At 51.8% G+C, this 22,556-nt stretch carries 18 protein-coding genes; 11 read left to right on the top strand and 7 right to left on the bottom strand.

Annotation, left to right across the window (positions count from 1 at the left end; translation table 11 throughout):
- Window positions 1-286 precede the first annotated feature (286 nt).
- From ACKI61_RS05885 to ACKI61_RS05870, 4 genes are all read right to left on the bottom strand, one after another.
- A complete protein-coding gene (locus ACKI61_RS05885) occupies window positions 287-1,246 on the bottom strand; it encodes a viperin family antiviral radical SAM protein (RefSeq protein ID WP_407456833.1) in 960 nt (319 codons plus the stop codon).
- Between the two features lie 29 nt (window positions 1,247-1,275).
- A complete protein-coding gene (locus ACKI61_RS05880) occupies window positions 1,276-1,518 on the bottom strand; it encodes a hypothetical protein (RefSeq protein ID WP_407456832.1) in 243 nt (80 codons plus the stop codon).
- A 346-nt stretch (window positions 1,519-1,864) separates the two neighbouring features.
- Window positions 1,865-5,452, bottom strand: coding sequence for a hypothetical protein (locus tag ACKI61_RS05875; protein WP_407456831.1), 3,588 nt, complete (start codon window positions 5,450-5,452; stop codon window positions 1,865-1,867).
- A gap of 583 nt (window positions 5,453-6,035) precedes the next feature.
- Window positions 6,036-6,644 (bottom strand): fibrobacter succinogenes major paralogous domain-containing protein, encoded by a 609-nt coding sequence (locus tag ACKI61_RS05870; RefSeq protein ID WP_407456830.1) that lies wholly within the window; start codon window positions 6,642-6,644, stop codon window positions 6,036-6,038.
- 359 nt (window positions 6,645-7,003) lie between these two features.
- Between ACKI61_RS05870 and ACKI61_RS05865 the strand changes: the two genes are divergently transcribed.
- Window positions 7,004-7,450, top strand: a complete 447-nt coding sequence (locus tag ACKI61_RS05865; protein WP_407456829.1) for a PepSY-like domain-containing protein — start codon at window positions 7,004-7,006, stop codon at window positions 7,448-7,450.
- Window positions 7,451-7,557: 107 nt separating this feature from the next.
- Window positions 7,558-9,093: a phosphomannomutase gene (locus ACKI61_RS05860; RefSeq protein WP_407456828.1), complete on the top strand. Its 1,536-nt coding sequence runs from the start codon at window positions 7,558-7,560 to the stop codon at window positions 9,091-9,093.
- Between the two features lie 39 nt (window positions 9,094-9,132).
- Here ACKI61_RS05860 and murJ read toward each other — a convergent pair whose 3' ends face one another.
- Complete coding sequence (gene murJ / locus ACKI61_RS05855) at window positions 9,133-10,725, bottom strand: murein biosynthesis integral membrane protein MurJ (protein ID WP_407456827.1); 1,593 nt, start codon at window positions 10,723-10,725, stop codon at window positions 9,133-9,135.
- A 35-nt stretch (window positions 10,726-10,760) separates the two neighbouring features.
- Here murJ and ACKI61_RS05850 point away from each other — a divergent pair, with 35 nt between their 5' ends.
- The 9 genes from ACKI61_RS05850 (at window position 10,761) to ACKI61_RS05810 (ending at window position 20,701) form a co-directional block, all read left to right on the top strand.
- Window positions 10,761-11,750 (top strand): hypothetical protein, encoded by a 990-nt coding sequence (locus ACKI61_RS05850; RefSeq protein ID WP_407456826.1) that lies wholly within the window; start codon window positions 10,761-10,763, stop codon window positions 11,748-11,750.
- 23 nt (window positions 11,751-11,773) lie between these two features.
- On the top strand, window positions 11,774-12,157 hold the full coding sequence (locus tag ACKI61_RS05845) for a hypothetical protein (RefSeq protein ID WP_407456825.1): 384 nt from the start codon (window positions 11,774-11,776) through the stop codon (window positions 12,155-12,157).
- A 46-nt stretch (window positions 12,158-12,203) separates the two neighbouring features.
- Window positions 12,204-13,040: a TIGR02147 family protein gene (locus tag ACKI61_RS05840; protein WP_407456824.1), complete on the top strand. Its 837-nt coding sequence runs from the start codon at window positions 12,204-12,206 to the stop codon at window positions 13,038-13,040.
- Complete coding sequence (locus tag ACKI61_RS05835; protein ID WP_407456823.1) at window positions 13,037-14,752, top strand: hypothetical protein; 1,716 nt, start codon at window positions 13,037-13,039, stop codon at window positions 14,750-14,752. The genes ACKI61_RS05840 and ACKI61_RS05835 overlap by 4 nt, the downstream gene beginning before the upstream one ends.
- 124 nt (window positions 14,753-14,876) lie before the next feature.
- Complete coding sequence (locus ACKI61_RS05830) at window positions 14,877-15,764, top strand: polyprenyl synthetase family protein (RefSeq protein WP_407456822.1); 888 nt, start codon at window positions 14,877-14,879, stop codon at window positions 15,762-15,764.
- Window positions 15,764-17,632 (top strand): 1-deoxy-D-xylulose-5-phosphate synthase, encoded by a 1,869-nt coding sequence (dxs, locus tag ACKI61_RS05825; RefSeq protein WP_407456821.1) that lies wholly within the window; start codon window positions 15,764-15,766, stop codon window positions 17,630-17,632. Before ACKI61_RS05830 ends, dxs begins: the two co-directional genes overlap by 1 nt.
- Complete coding sequence (locus ACKI61_RS05820) at window positions 17,629-18,873, top strand: TrmH family RNA methyltransferase (protein WP_407456820.1); 1,245 nt, start codon at window positions 17,629-17,631, stop codon at window positions 18,871-18,873. Before dxs ends, ACKI61_RS05820 begins: the two co-directional genes overlap by 4 nt.
- Window positions 18,873-19,766: an orotidine-5'-phosphate decarboxylase gene (gene pyrF / locus ACKI61_RS05815; RefSeq protein WP_407456819.1), complete on the top strand. Its 894-nt coding sequence runs from the start codon at window positions 18,873-18,875 to the stop codon at window positions 19,764-19,766. Before ACKI61_RS05820 ends, pyrF begins: the two co-directional genes overlap by 1 nt.
- Before the next feature lie 2 nt (window positions 19,767-19,768).
- Entirely contained in the window at window positions 19,769-20,701 is a 933-nt protein-coding gene (locus ACKI61_RS05810) for a hypothetical protein (RefSeq protein ID WP_407456818.1), read from the top strand.
- 46 nt (window positions 20,702-20,747) lie between these two features.
- Here the strand turns inward: ACKI61_RS05810 and ACKI61_RS05805 are convergent, their stop codons facing one another.
- On the bottom strand, window positions 20,748-21,524 hold the full coding sequence (locus tag ACKI61_RS05805) for a hypothetical protein (RefSeq protein ID WP_407456817.1): 777 nt from the start codon (window positions 21,522-21,524) through the stop codon (window positions 20,748-20,750).
- Complete coding sequence (locus ACKI61_RS05800) at window positions 21,518-22,525, bottom strand: MlaD family protein (RefSeq protein ID WP_407456816.1); 1,008 nt, start codon at window positions 22,523-22,525, stop codon at window positions 21,518-21,520. The genes ACKI61_RS05805 and ACKI61_RS05800 overlap by 7 nt, the downstream gene beginning before the upstream one ends.
- Window positions 22,526-22,556: the final 31 nt, after the last annotated feature.

Below are 22,556 nucleotides of genomic sequence, written 5' to 3'. Positions count from 1 at the left end.
AATTAGCTCCCCTCAAAAAATCATATATTCCCTACTATGGACACTTTTAACAAAAAGTTGCAGAAACCGTAGGGAAGCCTTCTCCAAAGAAACGGAACTTCGCCATTCTCCCTGGATTACAATGTACCGAGAGCACTAGTTGCGATGATTATAATGAATATTATTTAACCCAAAACGGGGTCATTAAACTTAATTTCTTTTGTTAAAAACCTAAATTTGGGTTATTAAAACTCCCCGAGCGCTAAGGCCGGGGAGCGGTTTACTTGGTCGTTTGGAGTATTGTGGCCTAGATATCGCCTAATATCGAGGCGAACGGATTCAGCGGATTTTCGATACCAAAGAACTTCTCCATGGCATTGGTTGCCTGCCAAGTGTACGAACCGTCATAGCGGCCGTCGAACTTGGCTTCGTTGAACTTGATGTCCTGAAGGGCTTCGGCGAACGACACTTCCGTCAGCGGGCGGCTGTAGCTGTATTCGGTGCTCCCGTTTTGGAAAAGGCGCCCGTCCGGGGAAATCATCAAGTAACTTTCGGTCATGGCATTGTTGTCCTCAATGGTAATTTCGCATCCATCAGGATAGCGGTCAAGCTCCTTATAGTTATTGCGGATAAAGGAATAGAACATAAAGTCCGAGATTCCCTTGTTTTCGCCGAAAGGCATCTGGCGAAGAATCTTCCACTTGCTGGCCTTGAGCGCAAGAACCGAGTTCAGGAGCTGTTCGGAGAAATTGTACTTGTTCACGACCGTATTGATCTTGATTTTAAGTTTCGGATTAATTTCTTGTACATACTTGATCTTCTCCTTGATTTCTTCGAAAGAAAGAGTCTTGCCGTTGCAAGCGCGGCCGATTTTCAGGTTCGTCTCGTGATTGAAGGAATCAATGGAGATGCCAACCTGCGAAATCATGTGGGCGAACGGACGAATGACTTCGAGATGGCTGCCGTTCGTAATCATCGAGATTTCGGCCCCGCTATCTTTTGCCGCCTTTACGACATTCCACAACCTTTCCGGATGTAGAACCGGCTCTCCGCCGACAATGTTGAGGCGGAAACGCTTGGGAATCATACAAGTGGTATCCACATAGTCGGCAATGCCCCTGATAATATGCTTGACCTGGTCGGGATCTTCCCAGGCTTCGCGCTGCTTGCCCCACTTGGCAAAGCAGTGCTTGCAACCATAATTGCAGGTTTCGGTAACGTGCCAATTGACGCACATAGGGACAGTCGCTTCTGTATGAGTAGACATAATGTAATCTCCTTTTTTAAGGTTGAGGTTTAGGCGATGATGACGCCGGTCTGGATGAGATAAGCGCGGATATAACGGTTGTATTCGCGTCGCATCATTTCGTAGGCGTAGTTGTTACTGGGCGTACTCGACACGATGAGTGTCTTGAAACCGCCCTTAGACATATGCCTGAGCGAAGGGTGCGTTTTGCCTGAAATGAATTCCCAACGCTTGCTTCGGATGAGTGCGTTGCAGAATTCGTTGATGCGCCTATCGGCAGAGATGTAGATCATGGTATACCTCGCTTGGGTAAAATTTTGCGTTGAAGTTGTACTTTGAAACATCCCGTTCGGTTGGAACGGAATTTTATGCGTTTGGAGCAGTGCTAATGCAACCGCAGACAAAACGCCAAAAACCACCTATTGATTCAACAGGTGACTACTAATAAATGTCAATGAATCGCTGTCATAGAACCTCCCCTTTTGACTCCAGCGATTGTCAAAAGGCTCAAGCGACTTGCTGGATTCGGGATCGTCAACTATGACACTTATAATATACAATAAAGACGAAGAAAAAGCAATAGAAAAAATAAAAAAATGACAGGTGGAAAACCTGTCGTTTTAAAATATAGGGCTTGTGTTAAGATTCTTTATTTGAGAAATCTTTCGATTGCGACATTTCAAAAGAGACTCTTATTAGATACAGGAAGAAACGGTAGCCGTAAAGGTCCAGAAGCGTTTTTTCTGTTTCATGGAACTCGCTGTCTCTTTCATAATGCCCTATAATTCCGAATATGAAATTCAGGAATTTCTGGAGGTCATCGCGTAAGGGTTTCTCGTACATTTTTAATTCGAGATTTTCTTTTATGCCATCTTTGCGCTTGTCTCCGTACAAATCATGTCTGCTGAAGGGGAGTTGACCGCTAACATTGAGTAACGGGTTTTCGTTTAATTTTGTTCGAATTTCCTCTAATGAGGTTAAATAACAAATGGTTCGCTGCAAAAGCGATTTCGTAATTTCTAACAAATGAATGTTGTATGTGGAATCATTTTCAAACACATCAATGCTTTTGGGATTAATTTCCTTTTGAGCTTCAGTCAGCTTCTCCCGCGCCTTTTCAGAAACCTTCCTTGAGATGGCTATCAGATCGGGGGCTATAAAATTTGATTCTATTAGGGAATCGATGTCGGTTAAGAACTCGATAAAGTCAATTTTGTATTTGGGGCTATTGGGATAGTAGTATTCGTTTCTTAGAACCTCGTATTCGATGAATTCAAGGTATTTCTTCATTTCCCCAGTATCTTTTTCTTTCGCAATTTCGTTGATATCGTTCTTATACCATTGATAATGCCGTGATTCGTCATCGTTGTCTGATAACGAAAAAACGTAATCCTTGTATGTGCCGAAGTCGTTTCTACGGTTATAAATATTCCTGAATAAGATGAGCGAGGGAAGCTGTTTGGCTATTTCCTGGATTTCTTTTTCGCATAAATCATAATCTCCCAATTGAGAGCATTTGTCCAAGCTTTCCAGATCAACTGCCTTTGCTAGGTCCTTTTCAAAGTAATCTAACTTGCCTAGGGCCTTTTTTGCTGATTCCATATCTCTTCTAACCGTTTTCCATACAAAGAAGGATTCCCAGGCTTCGATTTCATAATAAATTGCCCAATGCAAGTTTTTCTCGTCAGGAGTAGGCTTTTCGGAAGGAAGTGAATTCCAGTAAATACGGGAAAAAATCTCCTTGAGGCAATTTAAGGAGGTTATGATTTCTCTATAATCCTTTTTGTTCCACTGTTTGTCGACATATTTTACAAAATCATTTCTTTTAGATTTTGCAATGCCAAGGCATTCGGGGGCGAGCGATTTAAGTTTTTTTGTTCCTATTATACCTTTCGTTTTTTCATAGACGGATTTGAATACAGGATCATTTGCTTTTGAGATGTCGGAGAAGTCTATCGGATTGATGATATCGTTGTTTTCTGCAATATATTTAAGGCATAAAGCTCCGGAATCTAGAATGATATCAAATGTTTTCTCTATGATTTGGTTGAGGGATTCTTTTTTACCGTCAACAGCAAATGCGCCCTTGCGAACGAACTTGAAATCCTCGTAGGTCTTGGCGACGGAATACAAGACAGATTCGTTTTCGATGCGATCTTTTACATCGTATAAAATTCCAAGCAAATCATTAAAGTTGCGTACATCTAATAAGGTTTCGGTTGATTTAAACGGAGCGTAGTGAACAAACATGTTTCTTGCGAAGTTTATATACAGTGTCGAAAGCATGGTACGGTACAGTTGTCGGTATGGCTTGTAGTCTGTTGTGGTGGGCACACACGAAGTGTCTGTCTCCGAAAATACTTTGCACTTGAAATCGCGTAATAAATCACCCCTTCGATTGGTCAACTTTGTTTGAGAAACGTCTTTTATTTCAAAACCGCAATCAATTGATTGAAGCTTGTCAAATTCATCTTTATAGAGAGTTTGTTTGGGTTCGTCAACGTTGTTCCATGAGGTAATTTTTTCATTATGATAGTCAAATGTGCGGTCACGCAATTCATCAAGGTGGTTGACTTGCTGAACGATTCCATTTTCGGGATTGATTGAGGTGAATGAAATGATATTGTAAATTAGATTGACTGCACTTTCTGTTTGCGAAAATCCTTTTTCATCGGCTTTTCCGTCGAATAAACAAAAATCAACATTTTTTGTTACGGTCGGCAGGTCGTTGTTCTTTAGCAATTCGTTTAATAGTTCGAGTTGCGTTTTGGGATTACGCCAATCCATCTCTGGGGCCATCAGCGCATCTTTGAACTTCTCGACTAGTTTCTTGTTTTTCGTAGAAGAAAAACTGATTTGTTCGAGCTTCGGTACGTTCACAAGATCTAGCAAGGCGAAAAAGAGGAGATGCTGTAATAATGAGGCTTGGTTGCTTTTCTCGGTTTCTTTGGGAATAGCGATGAAGTCATTTTTGACGAATTTTTTGTATTCAGTACTCTTGATATAGGGGTGATTGTGGTCTTCAAATTGATAGGCTTCAGGCTTGTTTGTGTTTTCTAAGAATAAGGATTTGAACTCGTTGTACTTAACGAAACTGATGGACCAGTAAATGAAAAATGCGATTGTGGGGAATCTCTGTATAATAGATTGAGGAATTGAGAGGGCTGTTCGCAAGTATGCTGTGACTTGTTCGGCGGATTCCGTTTCGGAACCGTATTCCCAAGAACTTTTTCCGAAGCATCTTTTTATCAGTTCAATGATACTTTTTTCTTGCTTGACAAAATGCTTGCGGGGGCTTTCCTTTTCGCCGGATATGTCATTGTAGTAACGGACTTTTTGGGCCACGATGGAGTGATCGAGATTTAAGACGGAGATAATGTCATCTAGGTTCCAAAATAAAGATTTGAAATTTCTTCTGTTACCGAAAGACCAATAGATGAATGAGCTTTTTTGTACAATCAGTCGAAGGTTGTCTGGAGAAGGGAGGCTTTCCTGTTTATTCTTAATTAATTTGTCAAGAAAAAAGTCGTTGGCGTTCTTATAAATGAGATTTATATTGGAATGGTAGGCGCAGAATAGCGAGATTCTGTACAACTCTTTTTTGACAATGGGAGATTCTTCGTAATCGAAAAATTTGAAACAGTATGAAAATAACACGTAAGGAAAATCTTCATCCGAAGACTTCTGTTCTAGAGCAAATTTTTTTAGGGCGCTCGTTTTTTTCTTATGCCACGAATCCTTGTATGAATCAAAGTGAGATACAAAGGAATCGATGTTTTCGTCATTATAGAGTTCTTTGTATTCCTGCGTGAGCATTTTAAGGCATTGAACGAGCTTGCTCTTTACTTTGACCATTTTGGCGTTGCAACCTTTATTGCCGCGAAGTTTGGATATGTAGAATTGATAGTAAATGGCGCATAAGGCAGCGAAGAAAATGGAAAATTCATCGCAGTTGAATCGAACGTTCTTTTTGTTTAATTCGGGAATGTCGTGTTCAACGAGAAAAATGCATTCCTGCATTAATTGGTCGTCAATGTGTGGACGCCCTTCTCGCAAATCCGAGATATTGCGCCTGAAAATTATTTCAATATTTGTATTGATAGAATTCGTATTACCCGATTCTTTAGAGGCGATATTCGAGACTGCTTTATCGGAATCTAAAGTATCATCGCCAAATAGGCTTTCAAAAGCTTCGTCCATATCAAAATTGTCTATTTTCTTATCCATAATTATTTTCCTCAAATTATGTCTTGTTTAACCATAGACTTACACTTATAAATCTACTCTTTAATTTTGCATCGCGCTTGCGGGTGCGCGAAAAACTATACCGACTAGGTGTCGGCGCCGTTGCGTTAGTGATTTAATGGAAGTTCATTTGCGACTCCTAGTTAAGCGTTTGTACTTCTATTCTTCTTATCTCCCGGCGAGCCTAAAACGCTACAAAGCCCTAATTTACTAGGGGCGTAAGCTGTTTCAGACCCTACACCGAAGAAAAAAGCACAATATCGACGCGGAGTCTTAAAGAATGTACTATGAATATATAAACAAAAATTGCCCCAGTCAAGCCCCTAAGCGAAAAAAAATTATATATTCCCTACTATGGACACGGAAAAGAAAATAGCCCTGATTATCGACTGCGACAACGCCAAGGCAGACGTCATCTACGGCATCATGGAAGAACTCTCCAAGTTCGGGGAGTGCTAAACCGATATATTTTTTAATCGTTTTAGCACTTTTTTAACGAAAAAATGCTATTTCAACAATCAGCTACGCTTGGCGCAGTGCGTGAATAAAGTCTAGCCGATTTCCCCTATTCCTTCACGCACCTAACCGAACGCGCTTCGTCTTTGCCGAAGGCGCTGAGCTTGGCGGCCTTGGTGCTGAAATCGAGGAGCATGTAATAAGCGAGGCCGTCAGCGGTTTCGGTGGCGCTCCAGAGGTGGGCGTAGCCGCCGATGCCATCGAACTTGCCGGGAGCAGATTCGCTGCCGCCTAGGCGGTAACCGGCGGGGAGGGCGTTAAAGCCGAATTCGTCGGAGCCGTTCCCTTTCTTGAACCAGCCGCTTGTTGACTTAAGTTTTTCACCTGCGACTGCCATGCCGCTTGCAAGATCCGTACCGCCAGCGCTTGCGATAAGTTGTTCAAAGTCCGCACGGTCAGGCAAGTGCCAGCCTTCGGGGCAAGCTTTTTGCGCAGCCTTCCAGGTATAGAGCCGCCCGTACTTGGAGCAGTTGCGATTGTCACCTTCGGGGCAAGCGCTCCCCTCGGTTTCGTAATTCAAGTTCTCGGCCATCCAGGTCTGCGGACCGATTTGCACGATGTCGTAGCTTTGACCGTCGCGCGGGTCGGTGAACGACTCGGAGCAGGCCGCGAAAATAAAAACTACTGCCAGTTGCACTAAAACATTTTTCATCGCCATAGTGGTACGAAATTTAATATATTATTTTTTTACCGCAGCGGCTCAATAAGAAGAGAGAGTACCGTGCTGCGGATTGTTTCTGCGTAAATCAATCAAATAAATTGATTAAAGCTATAGAATTAATGTATTTGACATTATGAATTTTTAAGGGTATATTATGGATGTGAACAAGAAAAACCCTTAAAACGAATGGAGGTCTTTGATTGAAGATGAGTAGTGAAGTTGTGATTGAGCTGCTGGCACTGTTAAGGCAGGCAAGGTCCATGAAGGATGCCGTTAACGGAGGGTAGCGAATGGTATTTTAATTTTTTATATAGGAACAAACAATAAAACTGAACCCTTTGGCGAAGGAGCCTATCATGAAACAAATTCGTAATTTCGTAATGACTGTAGCCTGCATTTTGTTTTTGTCTGTAGCTGGGTATGCCGACGACACCCCGGTTGCCGCCGACCAGTTGCCTGCCGCAGTCAAGACATTTGTGGCAAAGCATTTTCCCAAGCAGAAGGTCGTTTTTGCCGAGCGGGATTCAGGCTTTTTAGAAAAGACCAAGTTCGAGCTCCGTCTGGACGATGGAAGTAAGGTTGAAGTCTATAAAGACGGAACCTGGAACAAGGTCGAAAATAAGACGAGCGGCGTTCCGGCGGGCTTTGCTCCCAAGGGAATTGCCGACTTTGTCAAGGCGAATTATGCTGCATTTGTGGTCATCAAGGTCGAAAAGGAACGGAATGGTTACGAAGTGGAACTTTCCAATGGCGTGGAGCTCAAGTTCAATGAACAGTCCCAGCTGATTGGAATGGACGACTAGGAGCGTGGGACTTTTGCTCATTTTTGTATCTTTTGCGCTGTAAAACTTGTGGCAGGCTCTAGATGGTTTTCTGTCGGGTGTTGCCGCCACTCCAACTTGAGGTTTTTATGAGCGTTACGATGCAAGAAGTGATGAAACAGTCCGGCGTGGCATTCGGCACCAGTGGTGCCCGTGGCCTAGTGACTGCAATGACTGACCGTGTGTGCTATGTGTACGCGCGGTCTTTTATCAAGTATTGCGAACAGAGCTACAAGTGCGAACACACGATCGCGATTGCAGGTGACTTGCGCCCCAGTACCGAACGCATTCTGAAGGCGCTCGTGAAGGCAGGCGAAGATTCCGCATGGAAGGTTGTCTATTGCGGACGCATCCCTTCTCCGGCCATTGCGCTCTACGGCATCGACAAGGCGCTCCCGACCATCATGGTCACGGGCAGTCACATTCCCGCTGACCGTAACGGTATCAAGTTCAACCATCCGCAGGGCGAAATTTCCAAGAAGGACGAGCAGGGGATTGTTTCGCAGGCGGTGGATTTCGACGAAGCGATCTTTGATGCCAAGGGCATGCTGAAGAATGCCCCCGAGCTCCCGGCGGTGGAAACTGAAGCCGAGGAAAACTACGTGAAGCGCTACCCCGAATTTTTCGGCAGCAGGGCGCTTTCGGGGCTCACCATCGGCGTGTACCAGCATTCCGCCGTGGGCCGCGACATCGTGGTGAAGGTGCTGGAAAGCCTGGGGGCTGTCGTGAAGCCGTTTGCCCGCAGCGAGACGTTCATCCCGGTGGATACCGAGGCTATTCGCAAGGAAGACGAGGAACTTGCCCGCGACTTTGCGCACAAGGACTTCGTGGATGCGATCTTCAGCACCGACGGTGATTCCGACCGCCCGCTTTTGGCAGACGATGTGGGCATGTGGCTGCGTGGCGACGTGCTGGGCATCCTGGCTGCCCAGGCGCTGGGTATCAAGCGCATTGCAACTCCGGTGAGTTGCAACACGTCGCTAGAAAAGTGCGGCAGCTTCGAGCGTATTTGCCGCACCCGCATCGGTAGCCCCTACGTGATCGCCGGCATGGAAAGTCTAGTAGATGCAAACGATGCAAGCGTCTCCGTCGCAGGCTACGAGGCAAATGGCGGGTTCCTCTTGCAGACGAACCTTACCCGCGCCTTTGAAGACGGCACGCGTACGCTTCCGGCGCTCCCCACCCGCGATGCGCTGCTCCCGATGATCGCCGTGATGGTGATGGTCCGCGAACAGAAGATGTGCGTGGTGGACTTGCTCAAGAAGCTTCCGAAGCGCTTTACCGTGAGCGACCGCTTGAAGGAATTCCCGACCGAAGTGTCGAAGGCGAAGCTTGCCGAAATCCGCGAAAAGAAACTCGGCGCAAAGCTGTTCGGCGCCCTTACCGCAAAGCCTTCTAAGTTCAAGCCGAAAGACGGCCCTGCCCCGAAGCCTTTCCACGGCGAAGTCGTCTCGATCGATGAAACCGACGGCTACCGCATGGAATTCGACTCCGGCGACATCGTGCACCTGCGACCGAGTGGAAACGCCCCGGAATTCCGCTGCTATGTGGAGACCGAAGGCAAGGAACGTTCCGCCGAGCTGCTCGCCGGCTGCATGAAAATTATGGAAGGCTGGCGGAAGTAATTGCGACTTTCTTGTTGTGCCCGCGAAAGCGGGCATCTTTTATTTTGCCAGGTGCAGCTTTCTTAAGACTTTGCCAAGGAGTTCGTTGAGAATATCCTTGGCATCTTTGCTTCCTAGGTAGCGCTGGATAATCAGCGTGAGCGTGAACAGCAGAATTCCTGCGGCGCACGCGTAGACGACGAGCACGACGAAGCTCGCCTCGCGCACGAATGCGCCCGAGACGCGGTCGAGCCCGACTGCAGCGGCGATCATGATGCCGAAGGCGACGAGGGCGCGCGCCATGTTCAGGAGTGCATCCTTCATGCCGTCGGTGCCGTTCTTCTTTGCCCACATGAAGATCATCGAGATGACTTGGAGAATTGCGCCCGTCGCGCCGATAATCGGTACGCTCTTGATGCCGAGCCCCATTTCGGGGGCGCCCAGCAGCATGTAGGCGGGAATGGTCGCGGCAAAGATTCCGGTATTGAGAAGCGTCGGCACCCACATGCGTTCGCAGGCGTAGAAGCTGCGCACAAGCACCGCCTGTAGGCAAAGGCCGAGGCTCACAGGCAGGTACCAGCGGAGAATTTCAGAGATTGCCTCGGTGGTTTCTCGCTGGAAGGCGCCGCGTTCAAAGAGGATGCGCACGGCGGGGAAGCTGAGTGCCCACACGGCGACGACCGCCGGAATCAATATGCAGAACATGCGCGAAAGGCTCTTCCAGATTTTACGGTTCAGTTGCCCGAAGTCGCCTTCTTTCACGAGGCGTGCCATGTCGGGGTAGCTCGTGACCGATACGGAAAATCCAAATACCGCGACCAGCGTGTACATGACGCGGTAGGCGTAGTTCAGGCTGGAGATGCCGCTCGTGCCGAAGTTCGCGCCGAAGCTTCGGATGATGAATTCGAGGCCGAACATGGAACCCACGCCAAGCGACATCGGGAGCATCATCTTGAAGTAGCGAACAATGTCTGGATGCGTGGGCTGCACCAGGAACTCGTAGTGGACGCCGCCACGCCGGGCGCCGAAAATCTGCAGGGCAAAGAAGCCGATGAAGGCGCCCACCGGCACGCCCCAGGCGAATCCTTCCAAGCCATAATGCGTGCCGGTAAACTTCTCGAGCGCGATTCCCAGGGCACCGCCGCCCACGATCGCCACGTTGTAGATGAGCCCGGTCATGGACGGAATCAGGAACTGCTTGCGGGTGTGCTGCACGGCCACCAAGATGCTTCCGACAAAGATGAACACCTGACCGGGCAAGATGATGCGGCCGTAGTAGGTGGCGCGCTCGATCAGTTCCGGCGTGGCCCCGTCGACGGTCAACAGCTGCAAAAGCTCCTTCATCCAGATGAATGCGGGGACTACCAGAATCAAGAGTGCAATGCCGAAGGTGTTCAGGACGTTGCTGAAGAATTTCCAGCCGCCCTTTTCGTCGCCTGCGACCTTGTAGCCGGTAAAAATCGGGATGAAGATGATCGACAAGAATCCGGTACTCACCACGTGGTTCAATATGTCTGGAATCATGAAGGCGAGATCGAGAGCGTTCTTTTCAAGCGACACGCCCGCGGCATGGGCCAAAAGCATTTCGCGGAATATTCCGAGCACGCGGCTCAGGAGCATCGAGACAGCGACAATAATGGCGGCTTTGTTCATGAAATGAATTTAGTTTTTTTTATTATCTTTATGTCATGAAGAAATTTATCTCTGCCCTTTTCTCCCTAGCAGCTCTTTCTTTTGCTGCCAATGTTCAGGTGCTCGCCCCCGAAGGAGCCGAGTTCTCCCCCGATGCTCCGAATATGGTGCACTCCATTGTGCGCGCATCCGTCAGCGAAACGGGCAATACCCCGGTCGATGGCGGCGCCGAAATTCAGCTGCGCACGAATGTCATGACGATGGGTTCGTCCTTTGTCGTGGTTTGTGAACAAATTAACAACGGAACCGTTGTCGGGAGTGGCAGGCAGAAGGCGGGCTCCATCGACGATCTCGATGTCGCAATCGATGGCGCCGTCAAGTCGGCACTCGCCAATGTCTCTGAAAACGATTCGGACGATTCTTATGCATCGACCGCCGCTAGGCAGGAACCGCAGCCGAACGTGGTGGTGTATGTCGCCGAAGACGGCGACCGCGGCGATCCCAACGACAACTTTGCCCACAAGCGCCCGACCCGCAACTACGTGAGCTATGGTCTTGGTGCCGCCCTCTGGCACAACTACGACTTTACGGAAGACCGCTGCGATGAAAGCGCAGAATGCCACAAGAAATACGATGAGGACCGCAGCTGGGAACAGGCCTTCGTATTCCACTACGCCCGCATCTTCGAGGTGATCCCGCAGGCGGCTATCACCATCGTGAACAACATGAACATGTCCTTTGGCGACGAATGGCAGCTGCACGAGACCTTCCTCTTGGGTGGCCGCTTCTTCCCGAGCACCGGCACGATCACGCCGTTCCTGGGTGCAGGCTTTGGTCTCGGCATCCAGCTCGACGACCACTACTACGAAAACGACGAAAGCTTTGCCATCGGCCTTGCCGGCGGCGCAGAACTTGGCGTAATCTTCTTCCGCAACTCGGCGACCCAGCTCGAAGTGGGCCTTGCCTGGGATGCCCTGTGGGACGGCTTCGACAGTTTTGACCGCCGCTTCGGTGCCGGAAGCTTCTACATCGCCATCAACTACTAGGGCGTGGCGGGGGAGTTAGGGCGATGCAACGGTTTTTCGTGTGGACACTCCTCCTGATCCCCGTCCTTTTTTCTAGTTGCGCCAAGAAGGTTCCCGAGCCGGAATTCCGTCCGGTTCAGCTCCACTGGAACCTTGCCGAGGGCGAAGACGAGGCCCAAATGCCCCGCAAGGACGACTGTGTGATACTGCTCACAGGGCGCCTTATGGGAGAGGCTCCGGTGCAGGCTTCTACGGTGGGGGAACTTAGCTACGAGGTGACCTACCGCCGCAGCCCTGAAAACGCCAAAATTGTCGAATTTGAAGGAATTTGCGCAGATTTATCCATAATGGAGGGGCCGGAATGCCGGTGGAAGGCGACCTGCGACGAAGACCTAAATATCGTTGTAAAGTTTCACAACGGAGATTAGTCCTTAATCCTAGTTTTTTGAGTATCAAGGATTTATCTTTCCTAGTATGAAGCAGATTTTTGAATATACCGACTACCGCGAATGGCTACGAGACGCTTTTGAAGACTTTAAGCAACGTAAGACCATTATTTCTTGGCGTTACATGGCCATGAAGATGGGTGCCGACCCCGGCAACCTGTTGCGCGTGTCGCAAGGTAAGATTCATCTGCCGTTAAGCCTGATCAAGCCCGCCGCGGAATTTTTCGAACTCGAAGGCAAGGAAGCCGACTACTGGGCCGAAATGGTCTACTTTGGCCGCGCAAAGACCGACGCCGATGCGCTCCAGCACTACGAGCGCATGCAGGCGCTCAAGGGCGTTTCTCTTAAGTTGTTGCAAAAGAAGGAACTGGAATTCTACCGCCACTGGTACTACAACGCCATCCGTTCCGTTATCGGCATCTGCAAGTTCAAGGACGACTACCAGGGTCTTGCCGAAAGCTGCACCCCGAACATTACCGAAAAAGAGGCGAAGGACGCCGTCAAGCTGCTTGCAGACCTGAACATGATTTCGACCGACCGCGAAGGCTACTGGAAGGTGAACGACACCTTCGTGTCTACCGGCGGAAACTGGCGCTCCCAGGCCGTGCGCGCCTTCCAGCACGAGACGATCCGCCTCGCCGACGAGTCCCTGGACCGTCACCAGCCATTTTTGAGGGATATCAGCACTGTCACCATGACGTTCTGCATGGACGATATCCAGCTTTTGCGCGAAAAGATTAACGCTTTCCGCGAAGATTTACTACGTTTATCCCAAGAAGGGACGGATGACGACACTGTATTCCAGTTGAACATCCAGATGTTCCCGCTCGCGTTCACCAAACCTCTAAAGGAGAAGGAAAAATGAGAAAATCGCTTTTTCTTTTGCCCCTAGTCTCGGGTTTGGTTTTCGGTTTGTCCGCCTGTTCCAACAAGGCGGAAAGCGAAGGTATTGCGGGTGGACCGGGCAGCATTACCACGAACGGACTTGCTCTGATTGACGGCCAGCCGGCATCTTATGCCACGGTGGCGCTGCGCAAGGTGGACTTCAGGGCCGAGCGGCCCGTCGAGGAAAACGCCCTGGTGGTGGCCGATGTCTATGCCGACAAGGACGGCTACTTTGACGTGAATATCCCTGCTGACGGCGAGTACCGCCTGACGGTGCTGCACGATGGCGTGGCCTATTCCAAGGTGGTGTCGCACGGTGACTTTGCCGAAGTGGGCAAGGCGACGGAACCCGATACGGTGAACCTCACTGCGACGGCCGTGATGGCGGGCGTTGTCGACATTCCCGAGGGCGATTCCTCTGTCTGGGTCGGCATTGTCGGAACCGATGTGCTGGTGAAGACCGATGCGGCGGGCTGGTTCGCGCTGTCGGCGTTGCCGGCGAACGATTCTCTCGTGCTCTACTTCGTAAGTGAAAATTTCGCCCAGAATCTGGGATCGCAGTCGGTCTACGTGACTCCGCGTGAATCGCTGATGAAGGATTACCGTAGCGTGATTCCTGGCGATACCTCGTCCAGGGATACGGCGCAAAAGGATACCGCCGTGCCGCTCCCGCAGGTGTTGGCACTCATGGGAGATGGCTCTCCTGCGGCCTATGCGACGGTGGCACTCCGCGCCGCCGGTGCGATGGTTGATAGTTATGTTGTTCAAAATGCGATGGCTGAATCCGATCTCCGCGCCGATAAGCAGGGGCGTTTCGATATGGAATGGCCTACCAAGGGTGACTTCCGTCTGACGGTCGTAAAAGATGGCTTTGCTTTCTCCAAGGTGTATAGCGCCAAGGAACTCGCCGGCCTCGATACGGTCCGCCTTTCGGCTACCGCCTCGATTTCGAGCAAGGTAACGCTCCGTTCGGTGGATACCGCGGTGTGGGTGGGCGTCTATGGCCTCGATTTGTTGGTCAAGACGAATAACGTGGGCGCCTACGTGCTTCCGAATGTTCCTGCGAACGATGAACTCGGCATCTACTTTGTGACGGCGGATTCCGCCAATGGCCTGTACGCCGAATGGAAAGCTTTTGCCGAACCGAGCAGCACGGAATTCCTGAGCCCCGTGAAGGTGCTCCAGGATTTTGAGGCCGGCGTCGACGGCTGGTATGTGAATACCGATTCCCTGAAGAAGGGGACGACCATTACGCCCGCAAAGAATGCGAAGGACGGTGTCGTATACGATTCTACCCGCAAGTCCAAGGTGTTCCACGGTACGTACAAACTAGCAAACGACGGCTACGCCTGGGCGCTTGTTGGAACATCGTTTGAACACTATATGAACCTTGCCGCCATCGATTCCGTGGTGTTCTACGCGAAGGGCGACGGCAATATCCGTCTTTCGCTGGAAAACTACATCGATCCGTCCAAGAACCTGAAAGCCGCCACCGAATGGATAAAGCTCTCGAAGGACTGGACGCGCATTAGCGTGAATCCGGCGGAACTTTGCGTAGGCAACGCCACCGACGAGACCTGTTTTGCATCGTGGAGCGCGGTCAAGAATTACGTGAAGCAGTTCCACATCTTTGTGCAGGACGGCACCGAATTCTACATCGACGACGTGGCGCTCTACGGCGTATTGTTCTAGGCAACAAATACAATTTATTACATGAGAAAACCGCCCGGAAAAGGCGGTTTTTTAAGTGTTTCTGGCCTTGTTTTCGGCTTGTCAAGGCTTGTATAGGAACCCGAAATTAAGTATCTTTGTACTTATGGAAAATCTTGAAAAAGAAGCATCTGTTGCTCTTGATTACCTTTCCCGCATCTCGAAGGAAGCGGAAAAGAAGTTTGATGAATTTTTGCCGCCCGTCGCCGACCGTCCGGAAAGGCTCCACGAGGCGATGCGTTATTCGATGTTCGCCGGTGGAAAGAGACTCCGTCCGGCACTTGTTCGCGCTGCGTTTGACATGTTCGGTGGAAAGGGCGATTTGGTGGACTACGCCATGAGCGCCCTCGAAATGCTCCACACCTTCAGCTTGATTCACGATGACCTGCCCTGCATCGACAATGATGACTTTAGGCGCGGAAAGCCCACGAGCCATAAGCAGTTCGGCGAAGCCACCGCCGTCATGGCTGGCGATGCCCTCTGCATTCTCGCTTTTGAACTGATGGGCAAGACCGGCAACGCGAAGGCGATTGAAGTCCTCGCACATCTGCTGGGTACCTACGGCATGATCGGTGGCGAAATGATCGACATCGAGTGCGAAGGCAAGAAGGTCGATCTCGAAATTGTCGACTACATCCATTACCACAAGACGGCGGCCCTGATCGAGGCTTCCCTGGAAGTGGGCGCGCGCCTTGCAGGTGCAAGCGAAGGCGACATCAAGATTGTTCGCGACTACGGCCGCGCCATCGGCCTTGCGTTCCAGATTGTGGACGACATTCTGGATATCGTTTCGACGACCGAGGAACTGGGCAAGGATGCCGGTTCCGACATTGAAAAGGGTAAGGCGACGTACCCGGCGCTGGTGGGCCTCGAAAAGTCCCGCGAACGTGCGCATGAACTGTACGAGGAATCGCTTAAGGCTTTGGACGGCCTCAAGTGCGATACCACGATCCTGCGCTCCATTGCCGCATTCATCATTACCAGGGTTAACTAATGGACCTTAAGAATATCAAGTCCCCCCAGGACATAAAGCATTGCTCTGTCGAGGAGCTTTATCACCTGGCGTCGCAGATCCGCGAGACCATCATCGGTCAAGTGGCTAAGCATGGCGGTCACCTGGCGTCTAGCCTGGGTGTGGTGGAACTGACGCTCGCTCTGCATTATGTGTTTAACGCCCCCGACGACAAGATCGTGTGGGACGTGGGACACCAGGCTTACGTTCACAAGCTTTTGACGGGTCGTTTCGACCGTTTCGACACGCTTCGCCAGCAGGGTGGTATTTCGGGATTCTTGAAGAGGAACGAGAGCGAGTACGACTGCTACGGTGCAGGACATGCGACGACCTCGATTTCTGCCGCGCTCGGTTTCGCGGTGGCCCGTGACCATTTCAAGCGCAAGAACAGCGTGGTGGCCGTGATTGGTGACGGCTCCATGACGGGCGGTATGGCTTACGAAGCCATCAACAACGCAGGTCTTTCGAAGCAGAACATGACCATCATCTTGAACGACAACAAGATGAGCATCGCCCCGAACGTGGGTAACTTCAGCAAGTACCTGAACCGCGTGATTTCGGACCCGGTCTACAACAAGATGCGTTCGGACTTGGACCGCCTGATGAAGCGCCTTCCGGGAATTTTGGGATCGCGTTTCCGTGACTTGTTCCTGCAGGCGGAACGCGCCGCGAAGACTGCGGTAAAGCCGGGACGCTTCTTCGAAGACCTGGGCATCCGCTACTTTGGCCCGATTGATGGCCACGACATCAACGAACTGATTATGCTGTTGCAGCGTGTCAAGGAACAGCCGGGCCCGTGCTTGGTGCATATCTTGACCGAGAAGGGACGCGGGCTTGATGCGGCCGTGAAGAACCCGACCAAGTGGCACGGCATTGGACCTTTCGACCCTGAAAGCGGACTTCCGCTTGCTCCGGGAAAGCCGAACCCGTCACTCACGCATGTGTTCGGGCAGACGTTGCTTGAACTCGCGAAGAAGGATGACCGCATTATCGGCATTACGGCAGCCATGCCTACCGGTTGCGGTATGGATATTGTGGCGAAGGAACTTCCGGATCGCGTGATTGACGTGGGCATTGCCGAAGAACATGCTCTTACGTTTGCCTCGGGCCTTGCCTGCGACGGCGTGGTGCCGGTGGTCGCGATTTATTCGAGCTTTATGCAGCGCGCCTACGACCAGATTATGCACGACATCGCCTTGCAGAACTTGCACGTTGTGATGGTGCTTGACCGGGCGGGGCTTGTTGGGGCCGACGGCCCGACTCACCATGGCGCGTTCGACTTGTCTTACCTGCGCACGGTGCCGGGCATTACCATCTTGGCGCCGAGCAACGAAAACGAACTGCGCGACATGGTGCGCGCGGCTATCGACATGAAGGGTCCTGTCGCGATCCGATACCCGCGCGGCACCGCACTCGAAGAACACCTGAAGCCCGCTCCCGAAACTGTGGACGTGAAGCTCCCGAAGGTGCTGGAAGAAGGCAAAGACATCTTGCTCTTGGGTGCCGGCTTCATGACAAACGAACTCAAGAAGACGGCTGCGATTCTCCGCGAAAACGGAAAGAACCCGACGGTCGTGGATGCTCGCATTATCAAGCCGCTGGATACCGAGGCTTACCGCAAGCTCTTTGACGTCCACAAGGTTATTGTGACGCTTGAAGACAACACGCTGGTGGGCGGTTTCGGTTCTGCCGTGGCCGAACTCATCGCGGATCTTGGGCTTGAGGGCAAGCGCCTTTTGCGCTTTGGCCTGCCGGACCATTTTGTGGAACAGGGCGAAATTCCTGCCTTGTTCAAGCTTTTGAAAATTGACGGGGAATCCGTCGCCAAACAAATCATGGAAAAAGTATGAGCGAAGAAAATAACAACAAACGCACCGTAAAGATAACCCTGGACCGCAAGTTCGGAGTGAGCGAAAAGCCTGAACGTCGTCCGCGTCGTGATGATGACCGCGAAGGTCGTTCCTTCGGTGATCGCGCGGGTGCCCGTGGCGACAAGAAGTTTGGCGACCGTAAGCCCTTTGGTGACCGTGGCGATCGTGGTGAACGCCGCGAAGGCCGTTTCGACCGTGAACGCCGCCCGCGTCGCGACGGTGATGACCGTGGCTTCAACGGAAGCCGCGAAGGTCGCCGCCCGTTCGGTGACAGGGGCCGCTTTGGTGGCGACCGTCGCCCGCGCCGCGAATTTGCATCTGCAGGTGCACCGATTTACCGCCAGCGCCCCGAAGAACAGAAGGAAGCTGTCGAAGAAGTTTTGGACGAAGCCGCACTCGAAGCCCGCGTGGCCGAAGTGGAGGCCAGCGAAGATACGAACTTCAACCCGCCCTGGTACAAGAAGCTTTTGGCTCTCACAACCGAAAAGGGCCGCGAACGCGAAGGCAAGTTCCTTGGCGAAGGCGTGCACGTGGTGCAGGAACTGGTGTCCAACCACCGCGAGCTCGTGATGGGCGTCTATGTGACCGAAGGCTTCAACGACGAAGCCATGATCGAACTGATCAACGATGCCGAAATCAAGCTGAATGTTCTTACCGAAGACCAGATGAAGAAGATTTCTTCGACGGTGACGACGCAGGGCATTGTGGCGGTTGCACGCATCGCAAGCAAGAAGCCGGTGTACGAATCTAGCCGCAGCGTGATTACGCTCGTGGACGCCGTGCAGGATCCGGGTAACTTGGGAACGCTTTTCCGCACGAGCCTTGGCTTTGGTTCCGACGGCATGATTCTTGGCCGCGGCACCGTGAGCCCGTTCAACCCGAAGGTGGTACGCGGTTCCTCGGGAACATTCCTCCGCGTGCCTTTCGAATTTGATGTCGATCTCGTGGACCAGATCAATTTCCTCCGTAGCAAGGGCTACACCATCATCGCAACCGATTTGCACGCCAAGCAGTCCCTGCGCCAGATTCCTTCGAACAAGCTTCGCAAGATGGCATTCCTCGTAGGCAACGAAGGTGCGGGCACCAACCCATACTTCATCGAGCTTGCCGACGAAACGGTGAAGATCCCGATGAGCAGCGAACTCGAATCCCTGAATGTCGCTGTCGCTCACGGTATCCTTAGCTACGAAGCCGCACAGATTCAAGAGGAACTTAAGTAATGAACTTCCAGGCCCGTTTAGAAGAACGTATCGCGAAGTGCGGTAACCCGATTTGCCTCGGCATGGATCCGGTCATGAAGCTGATCGACCCGTGCTGCCCCGAAGGGAGTGCCGAAGACAAGATCAAGCGTTTCTATTCCGAAATTCTGGAATGCTGTTTAAAGCGTAACGTGGCGCCCGCCGTGGTGAAGCCGAACAGCGCTTACTACGAATGCGTGAGCGTGCAGGCGATGCTTGTGTTGCAGCAGCTGATTGCCGACTACAAGAGTGCCGGCATTCCCGTGATTTTAGATGCAAAGCGTGGTGACATCGGTAAGTCGAGCGCCGCTTATGCAACCGCCGCTTACGATGTGTACAAGGCCGACGCCGTGACGGTTTCCCCGTGGATGGGTGCCGATTCCGTGGGCCCGTTCATTCGCGAAAATTCTGAAAACGGTGCCTATGTGCTGCTGCGTACCAGCAACAAGGGCGCCCACGATTTCCAAGATTTGCCGGTGTCCCGTAGCGACGACCCGCGCGATGTTGCCGAAGCCTTCTATTCCGTGGCCGACAAGATTATGGAATGGGACGCTAACCTCGGTTACCTCGGTGCCGTGGTCGGTGCAACCCACCCCGAAGAACTCGAAAAGATTACCGCTTACACGGTGGCCCACAAGCACGAAATTCCGTTCCTGATTCCGGGCGTGTCTATTCCTGGTGTTCCGGGCGGTCAGGGCGGTGACGCGAAGACCGTGCTTACCGCTATTGCCAATGGCGGTGGCAAGCGCAAGTTCCATGTGCTCAACAGCTCCAGCGGTTTGAACTTCGCCTACCAGCGCAGCGGCCACCCTGAGAACTTTGCAAACGACTGCGTGGACGCTCTCGAAAAACTTGCCGAGGCTTGCCAGATTTAAGTATGCGTTTTCTTGCTGTCATCATATTCGCTATCGCAGTTATCGCGGCGGCCTTCCACTTTGCGAAGCCACTCCCCGGTACGAACTTCGACGAGTCTTTCTTGCCGAAGGCTTCGACGGTGCATTATGTGGCGGCAGGGCATGACGCATCGGTCGCGGGACTCTTTTGGATCAAGGGACTTACGGAACTTGGCGAGAGCTACCTGACCGGCAAGGAATATGCCTACCTTGGCCACGTGGCGGAACTTTCGACAAGTCTCGATTCCCTGTTCTACACGCCGTATTACTTTGTTGGAGGCGTGACTCCGATCGATGCTCCCGATACGTCGGATTTCTCGGTGCTGCGCCGTGCAAGCCGCGTTTACCCCGAGAACTGGCGCCTGTCGCTTTACTACGCGCTTCGCCTTGCCCGTGGCCCGTACCCGAACAGGACCGAAGCGGCTAACGTGATGCGCAAGTATTTTGATAGCCCAGACACAACGATTCCCGACCACATCCGCACCATCTACCGCAGCTTCGAACTGGATTCCATGCAGACGGAGACTGCGCTCGAAACCGTACTGAACGATGTGATGCAACCGCGCTTCAAGAAGTTCCGCGCAAGCTTCTATTCCAAGATTTTAAAGCTGCTGGGCCACAAGGGACTGATCACAGACTTTGACAAGGATGAGACTTATCAGAAGGTGAAGATGCTTGTTGACGGCATGGCCGACGGTAAGATTCACCCGGCAATCGTCTACCGCGAACTCCTCACCATGAAGAAACTTCAAGATGAAAAACTTGCCGAAGAAGCCAAGGCGAAAGAAGCTGCGGCAGATTCTACGGCAGTGACGGACACGACAGTTGCAGCAGATTCAACAGTCGTCGATTCTACGGCAGCGATGGACACGACTGCAGCTGCATCAAAGGCCGATTCAACGTCGGCATCGAATTAGCGTTTGAAGATTTTTCTTGAAACGGGGCGGGCGACGACCCGCTTTTTTATTCCCCGCAGCGCTTCGAGTTGTTCGGGAGACCCATCAGCTCGAAGGCGTTCTTGCAGCGGAGCTTTAAATCCGCAGCTTCCTTGGCGGGAGTTGCCTTCAGCTGCGAGCGGTAGTAGAGAATGGTTGCCGTATTGTAGGGCTTGTTCGCCTTGATTGCCTTTTCTTCGGCGACTCGGTACAGGGAGTCTGCCTCGCCGCTGCCGCTGATGTCTGCCATGCGTGCCGCGGTGAATGCGTAAAATCCGCCTTTCTTGTCGGAACGCTTGCCCGCCATCTTCAGCGATTCCTGGGCGCGGTCCGTGTCGCGGCTGCCTGCATAGGCGATGGCGCATTCGCCATAGAATGCCGCCTGCGTATTCTCGTCGGCTTTTTTCAGGGTCTTTTCATCGAAGCCGCTGCAGGTTTTCGCGGCGTCCTTGTAGTTTTCGCGGGCGTTCAGCAGTGCCAGTTTCACCTTGGCGTACTGTACCTGTGTGCTCTGGTCTAGCGCATTTTCGCGGACGACAGAAAGTAGCGAATCCGCAAATTCAAGGTCCAGGCTCATGGTACGAATCTGTGCCATGGCAATCAGCACGCGTCCTTCGGAAAGCAGGTCCGATTCCTTGCGGCTTGCAAGCAGGGCGCGTTCCAGCTGGCCGTACCCCTTGGCAAACTTGCCGTTGTCGAAAGACCTTTGGGCGCGGTAAGAGAGAATGCCCGATTCGGAGGCGCTTGCGACGGTACCCGCAGCAAGCATCGCGACAAGAATCTGCTTGAGCCTGCGCGTTACCATAGCGTCTCCACCATAAAGGGCACGGAATCCTTGCTAGGCATCGAGCGGCGAATAATCCACATGTTCGAGATGCCTGCCATCAGGTCGTCTGCGTTCTGCAGCGTCTGCTCGGTCGATTCCATGAAGTCCGAGAGTCCGGCAGTCACGAGGCTTACTTCGTTCAGCAGTCCGTCGACTCGGTTGAAGGTGTTGTCCACCTTGCCCATCATGCCGTCGACATTTCCCAGGAGGTTGTCGAGTTTTTGCGGCATGGGCTTCATTTCGGTCATGAGTTCGGCGACATTGTCGGTGATGCCGTCCACCTTGCCCAGGAGAACCGGGACCTGCACCTGTATCGTATCGAACAGACCTGATGCCTGGTTAAGCACCTTCTTGCCGGAGTACGTGATGTCGTCGAGGCGGACCAGCTGGCGATTCAGGTTGTCATAGAGCTGCCTTGAACCGAAAAGGGCACCGATGGTCGTTCCTGTATCCAGGGCCATTCCGACAAGGGTGTCGGCGGCGTTGATCAACTTGTTGACTCTTCCCAGGAGCTCGTTGGCGGTTTCGATCACGGTTTCGATGTCCTGCGCCTGTCCGGGCGGCAGGTAGTCGCCGTCTTGCAGGACGCGGCCCTTGCCACGGCGCACGTCGATATTGATGATACGCGCCGAGATCATGTTCTGGTCGCGCATCGCAAACACTTCGGCACTGTCGGTAATCAGGTTCTGGTACTGCTTGCGGATAATAAATTCCATCTTTACGCCGTCGCCTTCGATTTCCATTTCGCCGATCTGGCCCACATCCACGCCGCTGATCTGGACGCGAGTGCCCGGACGCAGGCCGAACGCCTTTTCGAAGTTGCTGTGCAGGCGGTATTCTTCAACACCGATCATGCCGGTGGAGAACAGCTTTGCGTAAAGCACAATGGCAAACACCATGACGGCAACGGTAAACAAGATGCCGACCAGGAGGCCGGATATCTCCATCCAGTTGATTCGCTTTAATGGTTTGAATGCCATGTTCAATAATATAGCAATATCTATCTTTTCA

It is taken from the genome of Fibrobacter sp. (genome assembly GCF_045601785.1).
In the GTDB taxonomy this organism is placed as follows: Bacteria; Fibrobacterota; Fibrobacteria; order Fibrobacterales; family Fibrobacteraceae; genus Fibrobacter.
The sequence above is the reverse complement of the archived record's forward strand: the minus strand, read 5'-3'. Positions and strand labels throughout refer to the sequence as shown.

Coding starts and splice junctions, on each gene's coding strand:
- ACKI61_RS05850 (WP_407456826.1), top strand. CDS start 10,761: ATGAAGAAATTTATCTCTGCCCTTTTCTCCCTAGCAGCTCTTTCTTTT.
- ACKI61_RS05830 (WP_407456822.1), top strand. CDS start 14,877: ATGGAAAATCTTGAAAAAGAAGCATCTGTTGCTCTTGATTACCTTTCC.
- pyrF (WP_407456819.1), top strand. CDS start 18,873: ATGAACTTCCAGGCCCGTTTAGAAGAACGTATCGCGAAGTGCGGTAAC.
- murJ (WP_407456827.1), bottom strand. CDS start 10,725: ATGAACAAAGCCGCCATTATTGTCGCTGTCTCGATGCTCCTGAGCCGC.
- ACKI61_RS05820 (WP_407456820.1), top strand. CDS start 17,629: ATGAGCGAAGAAAATAACAACAAACGCACCGTAAAGATAACCCTGGAC.
- ACKI61_RS05870 (WP_407456830.1), bottom strand. CDS start 6,644: ATGGCGATGAAAAATGTTTTAGTGCAACTGGCAGTAGTTTTTATTTTC.
- ACKI61_RS05885 (WP_407456833.1), bottom strand. CDS start 1,246: ATGTCTACTCATACAGAAGCGACTGTCCCTATGTGCGTCAATTGGCAC.
- ACKI61_RS05805 (WP_407456817.1), bottom strand. CDS start 21,524: ATGGTAACGCGCAGGCTCAAGCAGATTCTTGTCGCGATGCTTGCTGCG.
- ACKI61_RS05810 (WP_407456818.1), top strand. CDS start 19,769: ATGCGTTTTCTTGCTGTCATCATATTCGCTATCGCAGTTATCGCGGCG.
- ACKI61_RS05880 (WP_407456832.1), bottom strand. CDS start 1,518: ATGATCTACATCTCTGCCGATAGGCGCATCAACGAATTCTGCAACGCA.
- ACKI61_RS05840 (WP_407456824.1), top strand. CDS start 12,204: ATGAAGCAGATTTTTGAATATACCGACTACCGCGAATGGCTACGAGAC.
- ACKI61_RS05800 (WP_407456816.1), bottom strand. CDS start 22,525: ATGGCATTCAAACCATTAAAGCGAATCAACTGGATGGAGATATCCGGC.
- ACKI61_RS05865 (WP_407456829.1), top strand. CDS start 7,004: ATGAAACAAATTCGTAATTTCGTAATGACTGTAGCCTGCATTTTGTTT.
- dxs (WP_407456821.1), top strand. CDS start 15,764: ATGGACCTTAAGAATATCAAGTCCCCCCAGGACATAAAGCATTGCTCT.
- ACKI61_RS05860 (WP_407456828.1), top strand. CDS start 7,558: ATGAGCGTTACGATGCAAGAAGTGATGAAACAGTCCGGCGTGGCATTC.
- ACKI61_RS05835 (WP_407456823.1), top strand. CDS start 13,037: ATGAGAAAATCGCTTTTTCTTTTGCCCCTAGTCTCGGGTTTGGTTTTC.
- ACKI61_RS05875 (WP_407456831.1), bottom strand. CDS start 5,452: ATGGATAAGAAAATAGACAATTTTGATATGGACGAAGCTTTTGAAAGC.
- ACKI61_RS05845 (WP_407456825.1), top strand. CDS start 11,774: ATGCAACGGTTTTTCGTGTGGACACTCCTCCTGATCCCCGTCCTTTTT.